Source organism: Streptomyces sp. NPDC048420 (assembly GCF_040651535.1).
In the GTDB taxonomy this organism is placed as follows: Bacteria; Actinomycetota; Actinomycetes; order Streptomycetales; family Streptomycetaceae; genus Streptomyces.
Window position 1 is genome coordinate 1 of sequence record NZ_JBEZKG010000066.1, and the last position, 12,601, is coordinate 12,601.

Below are 12,601 nucleotides of genomic sequence, written 5' to 3' on the forward strand. Positions count from 1 at the left end.
GGGGAACTGCGCGACCAGCCCCCCACCGGGCCGCGGCCGCCACACGGCATCGCGAGGCACTTCCCTGGGCGCCCGGCCCAAGCCCAGCGCAGCTGCCCGCGGGGAACTGCGCGACCAGCCCCCACCGGCCCGCGGTCGTCATACGACATCGCGAGGCACTTCCCTGGGCGCCCGGCCCAAGCCCAGCGCAGCTGCCCGCGGGGAACTGCGCGACCAGCCCCCACTGACCCGCACCCGCCCAACAACCGAACCCGGCACCCCGATAGGCACCCGAAATCCACCAGCGCTTCCACAAGGACCCGGTGACAATAGCCCCGTGCGGTACAGAATCCTGGGTGTGGCCGAGGTGGTGGACGATCGCGGTGTTGTCGTACCCCTTGGAGGGCCCCGTGTCCGTGCCCTGCTCACCGCCCTCGCCCAGCGGCAGGGACATACGGCCACCCCCGAGACCCTGATCGACGAGGTCTGGGCCGACGACCCGCCCCAGGACGCCCCGGCCGCGCTCCAGGCCCTGGTCGGCCGTCTCCGCCGTGGCGTCGGCAAGGGCGCGGTCGTCTCCGACCCGGGCGGCTACCGGCTGGCCGTCGCCGAGGACGACGTGGACCTCCAGGTCTTCGAAGGTCTCGTGAGGAAGGGCACCGCCGCCCTCGCCCGCGGCGACGCCCACACGGCCGCCCGGGACCTCACCGCCGCCCTCGCCCTGTGGCGCGGCCCCGCCCTCGCCGACCTCCCCGACCGCACCGCCGCGATCCGCCCGGAGGCACTGCGCCTGAAGGCCACCCGGGCCCGGATCGAGGCGGATCTGCTGCTCGGCCGCGCCCAGGACGTCGTACCGGAGCTGCAGGAACTGACCGCCGCACAGCCGTACGACGAGTCGCTGCACGTTCTGCTCGTCCGCGCCCTGCGCGACACCGGCCGCGGTGCCGACGCCCTCACCGCGTACGAGACCGTCCGCCGCGCCCTCGCCGACGGCCTCGGCACCGATCCGGGACCGGAACTGCGCGCCCTGCACGGTGAACTGCTTGCGGCCCCGAGTCCGTTCACCCGTCCCCCGTCCGAACGCACCGGCAACATCCGTCCACGCCTTACCTCTTTCGTGGGCCGGGAACCCGAACTCGACGCCATCCGTTCCGAATTGCACAGGGCCCGCCTCGTCACCCTCACCGGACCGGGCGGCTCCGGAAAGACCCGTCTCGCCGAGGAAGTCGCCGCCGGGCTCCCGCAGGCGTGGCTGGTCGAGCTCGCCCCGCTCGACCGGCCGGAGGCGGTGCCCGGCGCGGTGGTCAGCGCGCTCGGTCTGCGTGAGACCGTGCTCATGACCACCGAGCTGACCGCCCCGCAGGACGACCCGCTCACCCTGCTCGTCGAGTACTGCGCCCCGCGCAGCCAACTCCTGATCCTTGACAACTGCGAACATGTGATCGACGCGGCGGCCCATCTCGCGGAGACCCTCCTCACCCGCTGCCCGGGCCTCACCGTCCTGGCCACCAGCCGTGAACCCCTGGGCGTGCCGGGCGAGTCGGTGCGCCCCGTCGAGCCCCTCCTCCCCAACCAGGCGCACCGCCTGTTCACCGAGCGCGCCGTCGCCGTCCGTCCCGACGCGGACGCCGTGCTCGCCGACCAGGAGGCCGTCGCCGAGATCTGCCGGCGCCTCGACGGACTGCCCCTCGCCATCGAGCTGGCAGCGGCCCGGCTACGGCTCCTCACGCCCCGCCAGATCGCCGACCGCCTCGACGACCGCTTCCGGCTCCTCACCTCGGGCAGCCGAACCGTCCTGCCCCGCCAGCAGACCCTGCGGGCCGTCGTCGACTGGTCCTGGGACCTGCTCGACGAGCGGGAGCGGACGCTGCTGCGTGAGGTGTCCGTGTTCGCGGGCGGCTGGGAGCTGGCGGCGGCGGAGGCGGTGTGCACGGGGCCGGCCGCGGAACTCCTCGGAGCGCTCGTGGACAAGTCCCTGATCGTGGCCACCCCGTGCGCGCGGGACGGCTCCGACGGCATGCGGTACCGCATGCTGGAGACCATCCACGAGTACGCCAACGAGCGCGCCGCCGAGTCCCCCGCCCTGTGTGCCGCGGCCGAGCGCCGACACCGCGCGTGGGCGCACGCACTCGCGGCAGAGGCCGAGCCGCAACTGCGTTCCGCCGCCCAACTCCCCTGGATCTCCCGCCTGGAGACCGAGCTCGACAACGTCCGCGCGGCCCTCGACCGGGCCGTCACAGCGGGCGAGGAGGCCGAGGCCACGGCCCTGATTCTGGCCATGGGCTGGTTCTGGTGGCTGCGCAGCTACCGCCGCGAGGGCATGGCCTGGGTGGAGCGGGTGCTCCGCCTGGGGGTGGCACTGGACAGACGGAGCGCGGCCATCCCCGTAGCGGCGTCGGCCGACGAGCCCGCGGCCGCCGATGCCGAGGACCCCGTCGACGCCTACCTCGACGCCCCGCACGCGGAGACCGCCCACCCCGCGCACCGCGCCCGCATGAACCTCCGCATGCTGTATCTCTTCCTCAAGGCCGAGACGGAGCCCATTGCCGACCGGCTTGACCAGCGCCTCCGCCGCTACGTCACCCGCGTCCGCGCACACTTCGAGCGCGGCGGCCCCGACGCGGCCCGCCTCCCCGGCATCATCTGGCCCATGATCCACCTGGTGCTCGGGGACCCCGTGGACATCCGCTCCCTCATGGACACCTCCCTGGCCAACTGCCGGGCCCACGGCGACGACTGGTCCGTGGCCGTGACCCTGATGTTGCGCACGCACACCGTGGTCGACTCCCCGGGCGGCATGGCCGGCGTGGACGACGACCTGGCAGAGCTGCGTGTCCTCAGTCGCCGCGTGGGTGACCGCTGGCTCCGCGCCCAGGTCAGCAGCGCCGCCGGCGAGGCGGCCATGGCCCGCGGGCGCCCCGCCGAGGCCAAGGCGGAGTACGAGGAGTCGCTGCGGCTGGCCTACGAGGTGGGCGCATACGCCGAGACGCCGTTCCTCCTCGCCCGGCTCGCCGAAGTCGCGTTCCGCACCGGCGACCGCCCCGCCGCGTTGACCACCCTGGACGAGGCGAGCGCCGCCGGAGACCGCTACGGCGTCCCGGAGACCAGGGCGTTCGTGAGTCTGATGCGTGCCCACATCGCCCTGGAGGAGAAGGACACCGCACGCGCGCGTGAACTCGTGGAAGCGGTCCGCGAGCAGATCGGCCGGGCCACCCCGCCGCCCCAGTTCACGGTGATGCTGAACTCGGTCGATGCCATGGTGACGGCCGAGGAGTCGGGCCCCGAGCACGGACTGCCGCTGCTGGCCGGTACCGTCCGCGAGGCGATCGAGAAGCGGTGCGCCGATGTGATCGTGGCGGCGCTCGTGGAGGGAGCGGCGACCATGCTCTGCGACCTGGGGGACCTCCCGTGCGCGGTCCGGCTGATGGCGGCCGGCGAGCGGTGGCGCGGCGGTGACCCACGCCCCCATCCCGAAGGCGCGGTGGTGGAGCGCGCGCAGGCCCTCGCCCACTCCGGCCTGGGGCCCGGGCGCTACGCGGCGGAACACGCCCGGGGCACGACCCTGACCCCGCAGGACGCCCTCGCCGAACTCGACGGGGCGCTGCGGGCCAGGCGCGCTACGAACACCTGAACTTCGACTCGGCCCAGTCCGCGAGCATGAGGTCGTCGAAGGGGCTGTGCGGCTCGACCACCAGCCGTACGGTGCTGCGCCCGGCGAGGTCCACATGCACGGGCACGGCCGGGTCGCCGCTCTCGACCAGCCCCGACCGCCACAGCCGGACCCCGTCGGCGTAGACGGAGAAGTACATCTTGCCCAGCCCCAGCGTCATGTCGTCGACGCCGACCATCGCGTCGTAGGAGGAGCACGCGCGGTTGAGGTCGATCGTCACGGAGGAGCGGGCGTGCACGGTCACGCCGTGGGTGTACCGCTGCTCGGCGATCGAGACGCCGTAGCGCTGCCACACCCAGCTGCTCTCGCCGATCCGCATCTCGGGCTCGCTGCCGTCGCCGGAGACGTCGTAGTCCAGCTCGCTCCACTGGTAGACGGCCGGTGGCGGCGGGGGAGTCGGTGTCGGGGTGGGTGTGGGAGCGAGCCGCGGGGGCGGTGTCGGCTTCGGGGTGGGGGTCGGTGTGGGCGTGGGGGTGGGCTTAGGGGTCGGTGTGAGGGTGGGCGTCGGCGCGGGTCTCAGGGCCGCAGGGGCCGCCGCGACGGGGACCAACGGGGGCTCCGGCTCGGGCGTCTTCGGCGTGGGCGTGGGCTCGGCGGCGGGGCCGATCACCGGCGCGGACGCGGGCGGCTTGGCGTCCGGCTTCTTGGCCGGGCTGTCGTCGCCGATCAGCGCGAGCGCCACCGCGGCGGCGGCCACGGCGACCACACCGGCCGCGATACCGGCCTTCACGGGGGCGCCCAGGCCCTCCGAGGCCGCGGCACCACCGGCACCCGCCCCGCCCGAGGAACCCCCGCTCGCCGCGGCGGCCGCGCCCGCTGCACCGGCCGCTCCGGCCCCCGCGCCACCGGCGATGAGCCCGATGGCCTTGGCGTACCCGGCGGCCCCGAACCAGCCGATGACCGCGAGCGGTACGACGGCGGGGATCCCGCTGGCGACTTCCTTGATCTGGCCCGCGGCCAGCCGGCACTTGGCGCACTCCTCCAGGTGCTTGCGCAGGCCCTGCTCGGCACGGGTGCGCAGGCCGCCGCGGGCGTAGGCGCCGAGCCGGTCGGCGTACCGGGCGCACTCCTCGTCGGTGGCGAGGCTCGCGCTGACATGGGCCTGCAGATAGGCCTGCTTGAGGCCCTCACGGGCACGGCTGGCCAGCACGCGCGTGCCGTTGGCGTCGAGCCCGAAGAGCGTGGCGACCGCGCTCGGCGACTCGTCCTCGACCTCGGTGTGCCACAGCACGGCCTGCCAGCGCTCGGGCAGTGAGCGGAAGGCCTGCATCGCCATGGACTGCTCGGCCACGTGCATCGCGCGCACGTCGGCGCCCAGATCCAGTGGGTCGTCGTCCGACACCTCGGACGAGCGCGAGGCCTGTGCGGCGAACACCGCGAAGTCGTCGACCAGCTGCTCGCGCTTGGCCGACTTCGTCCAGCCGGCGGCGACGCGGCGGACGCTGGTGAGCAGGTAGGCGCGTACGGCGTGCTCGGGCCCGTGGCCGCCGCGCACGGCATGCAGCATGTGTGCGAAGACCTCGGCGGTGAGGTCGTCGGCGGTGTGGCCGTCCCGGCAGCAGGTGCGAGCGTAACGGCGTACGGCTTCCGCGTGGCGCCGGTAGAGCTCCTCGTACGCCGTGTCGTCGCCGGAGCGCATCCGCTCGATCAGCTCGGCGTCGGACGGCGGCATCTTCCGGGGCGGCGGCAGGACGCTGCCGTCCTCGCGCCGGTCGCGCTGCGCCGGCACGCTGCCCTCGACGGGCTCGCCGCCCTGGGCCGGGATACCGCCGTGCGGGATGCCCGCCCGGCCGCCCTGCTGCGGCACCTGTGGCGTGCCACCGGCGTCCCCGTCGCCCTCGCCCAGCGGCTCGTTCCGCCCGTCAACGCTCATCGCGGAATGCCCCCGCCGCCGGCCCAACCAGTCCCGAACACCGGGTCAGCGTGCCATATCGACTTTTGGTCAGTAGGGCACAGTGCGCCGCATCCACTCGTCCGTGGGGTTTTCCGGCGATGCGGTACCAGCCCTCACCCGTTCGGGGAATGCTCAACTGCCGCGGGCTGAACGGGAGTTGTGCAGCGCGCCGGAAATAGCCGGGAACGTTCCGGGGTGCGGACGGCAACCCGACCGCACCCCGTTGTCACCCTGACGAGTCACACCGGCCGCGACCGCAGACCTTCCAGCAGGATGTCCAGCAGTCGCGCCGAGGCCGCCGCCTGCTGCGCCGCGTCCGGCAGCGAGGGCGCCGCGGTCGCGATCACCAGCAGGACGTCCGACACCGACACGTCGGTCCGCAGCTCACCGGCCGCACGCGCCCGGTCCACGAGCTGACCCACGACCTCCAGCAGCGCCCCCGCGCCCGCGTCGTCGTCGGCGGAGACCATCGGGGCCTCCTCCGGCACCAGCCGCAGTTCACCGGAGCCCGGCGTCCGCTGCTGCGGCACGCGCGTGCCGTCGTACCCGGAGCCGTCGCCCTCGTCGGCGACCCCGACCCGCAGCACCTGCGGCGGCAGCAGCCGCCCGGCTCCGGACGCGACCGACGTGCGCAGGAAGCGCGACAGCGCCGACCACGGCTCGTCCTCCTGACCGAGTGCCGCCCGTGCCTGGTCGGTCAGCCGGGAGGTCTCCTCCTCGGCTATCCGCCGGACCAGGACGTCCTTGCTCGGGAAACGCCGGTACACGGTGCCGACACCGACCCGGGCGCGCCGCGCCACGTCCTCCATCGGCGCGCCGTAGCCCAGCTCACCGAAGACCTCGCGCGCCGCACGCAGTACGTGCTCGAGATTGCGCTGTGCGTCCACGCGCAGCGGGGTCGAACGTGACACGTCACCGCGCCCGTTGCCCGCCGCGCTCATCGCCGAACCCATTGCACCGCCCATCGCCCCGCCACCGGGTGCGATGGCGGACGCGGTAGACCAATGAGAGTCCTGAATGTGCATAAATAATCCCCCGGTAATGACGTCTCCCCCCGGAGACTCTCCCCGCCATCGAAAGCCGGAGCGTGCGGAACATGCCCGTTTCGCGAGTCCGCCCGTCGCGGACCCGGAGCGCATCCCCCTACACCCCGTCGACACACGAACATAGTTGAGTGGGGGTCAATTCAGAAGGGGCAGGTTCCGCACGGAGCGCCCCCCGATCGGAGTACGGGTGGCAAAAGCGCCGATTGCACCCCCTACGACCACCCGGCGCACGCCCACTGACCTGCGGAGCTTCGTCACGCTCGGTAGATTCGGCCAACCCGGCGCGCCGATGAACTCCGGTCACACAAATTGTCGAGGCTGTGGACAAACTCAAGCGCCGGGTGCGTCATGGGATGGTGAAGGAACGTGCGCGCATTCTCGTTGTCGGCGGCGGCTACGTCGGGATGTACACGGCTCTGCGTCTGCAGCGGAAGCTGAAACGGGAACTTCAGCGGGGCGAAGCCGAGATCACCGTCGTCACGCCCGACCCGTACATGACCTATCAGCCGTTCCTCCCCGAAGCGGCGGCCGGATCCATCTCCCCACGCCATGTCGTCGTACCGCTGCGCCGCGTCCTCGACCGCTGCCGTGTCGTCGTCGGCGAGGTCACCGCGATCGACCACGCCAAACGCACCGCCTCCGTCACCACCCTCGCCAACGAGGAGGAGAAGACGGGCGGCGAACAGCTGTCGTACGACGAACTCGTCCTCGCCCCCGGTTCGATCGCGCGCACCCTGCCGATCCCCGGACTCGCCGACCACGGCATCGGGTTCAAGACGGTCGAGGAGGCCATCGGCCTGCGCAACCACGTCATCGAGCAGATGGACATCGCCTCCTCCACCCGCGACCCCGCGATCCGCGACGCGGCCCTGACCTTCGTCTTCGTCGGCGGCGGCTACGCGGGCGTGGAGGCGCTCGGCGAGCTGGAGGACATGGCCCGCTACACCACGCGCTACTACCACAACGTCCGTCCCGAGGACATGAAGTGGATCCTCGTGGAGGCGACCGGCCGCATCCTCCCCGAGGTCGGCGAGGAGATGGGCCGCTACACCGTCAGCGAACTGCGCCGCCGCAACATCGACGTACGGCTGAACACCCGCCTGGAGTCCTGTGCGGACCGCGTCGCCGTGCTCAGCGACGGCAACCGCTTTCCCACGCGTACGGTCGTGTGGACGGCCGGCGTGAAACCCAGCCCGCTCCTCGCCGCCACCGACCTCCCCCTCAATGAGCGCGGTCGGCTGAAATGCACCCCCGAGCTCACCGTCGACGGCGTCACGCACGCGTGGGCGGCCGGAGACGCGGCCGCCGTCCCCGACGTCACCGCCGACGAGCCCGGCAAGGAGACCGCTCCCAACGCCCAGCACGCAGTCCGCCAGGCCAAGGTCCTCGGCGACAACATCGCGCACGCACTGCGCGGCGAACCCCTGGAGACGTACGCGCACGCGTACGTCGGCTCGGTGGCCTCCCTCGGTCTGCACAAAGGTGTCGCACAGGTCTACGGACGCAAGCTGAAGGGCTACCCTGCCTGGTTCATGCACCGCGTCTACCACCTCAGCAGGGTCCCCACCTTCAACCGCAAGGCCCGCGTCCTGGCCGAATGGACCCTGTCGGGGCTCTTCAAGCGGGAGATCGTCTCGCTCGGTTCACTCGAACATCCCCGAGCGGAGTTCGAACTCGCGGCCGGTGGAAAGCATCCTCATGACCCGGCGAACGACCCGAAGGGGTCGTCCTGACCGGACCGAGGAACTCCACGGACCGCCCCGGCGTCTGACGGATGTCGACCAGGTCGGCCCCCCTGACACACTGATGCCCGTCCTCGGACGGGCAGCCGCCCGCCCCTCGAACCCAAGAGGTCTTCCCACCGTGCTGCACCCCCGGGCTGCCGTCCCCAGCCCACCGGCCGGGCCCGGAGCCGGCCCGAAGACGCCGAAGACGACGACACGAGGCAAGGATTCGTGAACTTCACGCGCTGGAGCGCCCGCCTCCCCGGAACGCAGCGCCGCGCCGCAGCGCGGACCGACGACCTGGTCACCGACGACCGCCTGAGCGAGGGCGCCGTCCCCGCGGCCCGCGCCGAACAACTGACCGTGCCGGTCCCCGCCGTCGACGAACTCCCGGTCCGCGAGGTCCTCGACCGGGTCCCCGCCCTCGTCGCCCTCGTCCACGGCCCCGACCACCGCCTCGCCTACGTCAACGACGCCTACGTAGTTGCCTTCGGCCTGCGGTCGCCGGGCGCACCGGCCCGCGAAGCCCTCCCGGAACTCGACGAGATCGGCCTCCTGCCGCTCCTCGACCAGGTCCTGCGCAGCGGCAAGCCCCGCACGGTCAAGTCCCGCAAGGCCCCCGACGGCCGCTCCTACACCTTCACCTGCACCCCGGTGACGGAAGGGGACGGCGGAGTCCTGATCTTCGCGACCGACGTCACCGACCACGCCGAGGCCGCCGAGCGCCTCAGAGCCAGCGAGCGCCGCCAGCGCGAGACCGCCGTCACCCTCCAGCGCTCCCTGCTCCCCCAGGAACTCGAAGAACCCGACGACCTGCGCATCGCGGCCACCTACCACCCCGGCGGCACCGAGGCCGCGGTCGGCGGCGACTGGTACGACGTCATCACCCTCGGCGGCGGCCGCACGGCCCTGGTCATCGGCGACGTCATGGGCCGCGGGGTCCGCGCGGCAGCGGTCATGGGCCAGCTCCGTACTGCGGTCAGGGCGTACGCCCGCCTCGACCTGCCCCCGCACGAGATCCTCCAGCTCCTGGACGGCCTCGCCATGGAGATCGACGCCAACCAGATCGCCACCTGCGTGTACGCCATCCACGACCCGAACGAGGGCAAGCTGGTCTACGCCTCGGCCGGCCATCTGCCGATCCTGGTCCGCGACGAGAGCGGCGTCGTCCTGCGCGCCGCCGAACCCACCGGCCCGCCGCTGGGCACCGGCGGCTGGATGCACGCCTCGGGCACCATCCCGCTCGGCCCCGGCTCCACGGCGGTGCTGTACACGGACGGCCTGGTCGAACGCCGTAACGAGGACCTGGACGAAGGCATCGCGGCCCTCGAACGCGCCCTGGCCGGCGCCACCGGCACCCCCCAGGTCATCTGCGACCGCCTGGTCCGCTCGGCCGGCGTCACCGCGGAACACGACGACGACGTGGCCGTCATGGTCCTCCAGCACCCGGCCCGCACGGGCCCCGACGAAGAGCTCTTCCGCAACGCCGGGCTGGAACTGCTGGGCGGCGTGGAGGCGGCTCCACGCGCGCGTGCGTTCGCCTCCGGCGTGCTGACCAGTTGGCGGTTCCCGATGGAGCTGCATGATCTGGGCGTGCTGGCGGTGAGCGAACTCGTGGCGAACTCCTTGCAGCACGGCACCCCGCCCATGCGGCTTCGGCTTCGCCGTACCGATCGGCGGCTCATCGTCGAGGTGACGGACGGGGACGACCATCTGCCCCGGCGTCGGAGGGCCGAACCGGGCGACGAATCCGGACGTGGGATCGCGATCGTGGCGACCATCGCCTCGAACTGGGGGTCTCGGAGGACGCCCGGGGGTGGGAAGGCGGTCTGGTGCGAGTTCGTGCTGCCGAAGGGGGCCACCCCGTAGGGGTGCCTGATCGATGCCGGGCGCGGGTCCGTCGTGGCTGGTCGCGCAGTTCCCCGCGCCCCTGGGTGGGTTGCAGTCAGGCGGCGATCGACTCGGACTGCGCCCCGCCCTGCGCCACCACCCTGCTCTTCCTGAGCGACGGCTGGTTCTGTACCGGGGTCAGCTGCTTGCCCAGGCGTATCGCCAGGTACGTGATCCCCAGCGAGAACAGCAGGAACGTCACGATGTACGGCGTGGGCAGGGAGGCTCCCAGCGGACCGCCCACCGCCGGGCCCACGGCCAGGGCGAGCTGCTTCACCAGGGCGAAGGCGGAGTTGTACTGACCCGCCATGCCCTCCGGCGCCAGGTCGGCGACCAGGGGGGCCACGGTCGGCGACAGCATCGCCTCGCCCAGGCCGAAGAGCGCGTACGTCGACACGAACGCGGCCGTGGCCATTTCCTGGCTGGCGTGGCCGAGGCCCGCGTATCCCGCGGTGAGCCAGGCGACGGCCCAGATGAGCCCTACGGCGGCGATCACACGGGACCGGCGGCGCCGCTCGACGAACCGCAGCACGGCGAACTGCGCGACCACGATCATCGCGGTGTTGGCGGCCAGCGCGGTGCCCAGCGCGGAAGTGGAGATACCGGCGGCCTCGACACCGTAAGCGCTCAGGCCCGACTCGAACTGTCCATAGCAGGCGAAGAACAGTACGAAGCCCAGCACGCACAGCTGCACCATGGCCCGGTTGCCGAGCAACTGCTTCCAGCTGCCCCGCGCCGACCGGGTGGGCGCACCGTCGATCCGTGGCGCGTGGGGCAGGCGGAGCGTCGCCATCACGACCACCAGCAGCAGGAACATCGCCGCCTCGATCGCGAACAGCAGAGTGAAGGACGCGGCGCTCGACGTGTCGACGAGATGCCCGCCGATGAGACCGCCGACGCCGAGCCCGAGGTTCTGCAGGAAGAACTGCGTCGCGAAAGCCCGGGAGCGGGTCTCCGAGGGGGAGCAGTCCACGATCATCGTCGCCAGCGCCGGCTGCATCACGGCCTGACCGGCACCGAGCGCCGCCGCCGACAGCAGAACGGTCGGGGCCTGGCCCGCGAGTCCGAGGCTCAGCGATCCGATCGCGGCCATGACCAGGGCGGCGAGCAACACCGGCAGCGGGCCCCGCCGGACGATGGCCCGCCCGGCGAACGGCAGCACGATCAGTGCCGCCACCGCGAAGACGGCGAGGACGAGCCCCGCCGTCATGGCTCCAAGGCCCCGCACCTGCGCCACATAGACGTACAGGTAAGGGACGGTGAAACCGAGCCCGAACGCGCTGAGCGCGTTGCCCACATGGATCCGGCGCATCGCTGCGCCCATCGCCCTGGTCACGTTCACCTGTCTCACTAGTTAGGACTGAAGACTTCAAAGCTAAAGTTCGAAGCTAAAGAGTACATACCGAAGGACTTCAAGGCAAAGGAGGTGCGTGCCATACTGCGGTCATGGCCGAGACCCCTGGCGTCACCGAGCCGACGCTCGAAGAACAGATCGCCGCCTACCAGCGCGAGTTCCAGGACCTCGACCCCCAGGTCGAGAAGATCGTCTCGGCGCTCTCGCGCCTGAACCGCCGTATGAACGTCGCCTACGGCCGCCAGACCGCCGCCCTCGGCATCAGCAGCGCCGAGTGGGAGGTCCTCAAGGCGCTCGTCCTCTCCGGTGCCCCCTATCGACTGGGCCCCAGTGACCTCGCCAAGCGTCTCGGCCTCACGCCGGCCGCGATGACCCACCGGATCGACCGCATGCTCGCCGAAGGACTGGTGACCCGGGAACGGGACGAGTCCAACCGGGTCCGTGTGATCGTGGAGCTGACCGCCGAGGGTCGCGAGAAGTGGCTGGAGGCGATGCGCCTGGCCACGGTCTTCGAGGAGGACCTGCTCCAGGACCTGTCCGCGGAGGAGCGCAACACCCTCGGGGACGTTCTCACCCGGCTTCTGCGTAGGGTGGAGCACGCACAGCCGGACGCCGGCGGGCGGCTCAGCGACCTCGACTGAAAAGATCTTGACAGAGGGCGCTTGACAGCCCCCTCCACGGTCCGTAAAGTTCTTCGGGTTGCCACGGGGCCGTAACGGTTCTGCGGTAGCACCTCCGCCGCGAAAGCGGCCACTCAAACCATCAGAACGATCTCCCAGCCGGGATGAATTCGGCGTGCCCGATTTCAATTCGATTTGGGTGCGGCCCCTCGATTTGGGACCGCCGCGAGAATCCGCTAAGGTTTGAGACGTCGGAACGGCCCAACAGCCGGGAAGACAAGCCCCGCTGACCGGGGATCAGGCCCGAAAGGATCTGATAGAGTCGGAACCGCCGGAAAGGGAAACGCGGAAGCGGGAACCTGGAAAGCGCCGAGGAAATCGGAACCGGAAACGGTCTGATAGAGTCGGAAACGCAAGACCGAAG

The 12,601-nt window shown here is 71.8% G+C and carries 7 protein-coding genes; 4 read left to right on the forward strand and 3 right to left on the reverse strand.

What is annotated here, in order from left to right; genetic code table 11:
• Nucleotides 1–316: 316 nt before the first annotated feature.
• Entirely contained in the window at nucleotides 317–3,610 is a 3,294-nt protein-coding gene (locus tag AB0D34_RS47040) for a BTAD domain-containing putative transcriptional regulator (RefSeq protein ID WP_362674328.1), read from the forward strand.
• On the opposite strand, the gene AB0D34_RS47045 is transcribed toward AB0D34_RS47040, so the two are convergent.
• Nucleotides 3,597–5,522 carry a sigma-70 family RNA polymerase sigma factor gene (locus AB0D34_RS47045; RefSeq protein WP_362674329.1) on the reverse strand — a complete coding sequence of 642 codons (1,926 nt, stop codon included), beginning with the start codon at nucleotides 5,520–5,522 and terminating at the stop codon, nucleotides 3,597–3,599. The genes AB0D34_RS47040 and AB0D34_RS47045 overlap by 14 nt on opposite strands.
• A 260-nt stretch (nucleotides 5,523–5,782) precedes the next feature.
• Nucleotides 5,783–6,568, reverse strand: a complete 786-nt coding sequence (locus AB0D34_RS47050; protein ID WP_362674331.1) for a helix-turn-helix domain-containing protein — start codon at nucleotides 6,566–6,568, stop codon at nucleotides 5,783–5,785.
• A 374-nt stretch (nucleotides 6,569–6,942) separates the two neighbouring features.
• Here AB0D34_RS47050 and AB0D34_RS47055 point away from each other — a divergent pair, with 374 nt between their 5' ends.
• Entirely contained in the window at nucleotides 6,943–8,322 is a 1,380-nt protein-coding gene (locus AB0D34_RS47055; RefSeq protein ID WP_362674333.1) for an NAD(P)/FAD-dependent oxidoreductase, read from the forward strand.
• Between the two features lie 222 nt (nucleotides 8,323–8,544).
• On the forward strand, nucleotides 8,545–10,182 hold the full coding sequence (locus AB0D34_RS47060; RefSeq protein WP_362674335.1) for a SpoIIE family protein phosphatase: 1,638 nt from the start codon (nucleotides 8,545–8,547) through the stop codon (nucleotides 10,180–10,182).
• Nucleotides 10,183–10,258: 76 nt separating this feature from the next.
• Here the strand turns inward: AB0D34_RS47060 and AB0D34_RS47065 are convergent, their stop codons facing one another.
• Nucleotides 10,259–11,527, reverse strand: coding sequence for an MFS transporter (locus AB0D34_RS47065; protein WP_362674339.1), 1,269 nt, complete (start codon nucleotides 11,525–11,527; stop codon nucleotides 10,259–10,261).
• Nucleotides 11,528–11,649: 122 nt separating this feature from the next.
• On the opposite strand from AB0D34_RS47065, the gene AB0D34_RS47070 reads away from it, so the two are divergent.
• Complete coding sequence (locus AB0D34_RS47070) at nucleotides 11,650–12,198, forward strand: MarR family transcriptional regulator (protein ID WP_362674337.1); 549 nt, start codon at nucleotides 11,650–11,652, stop codon at nucleotides 12,196–12,198.
• Nucleotides 12,199–12,601 lie beyond the last annotated feature (403 nt).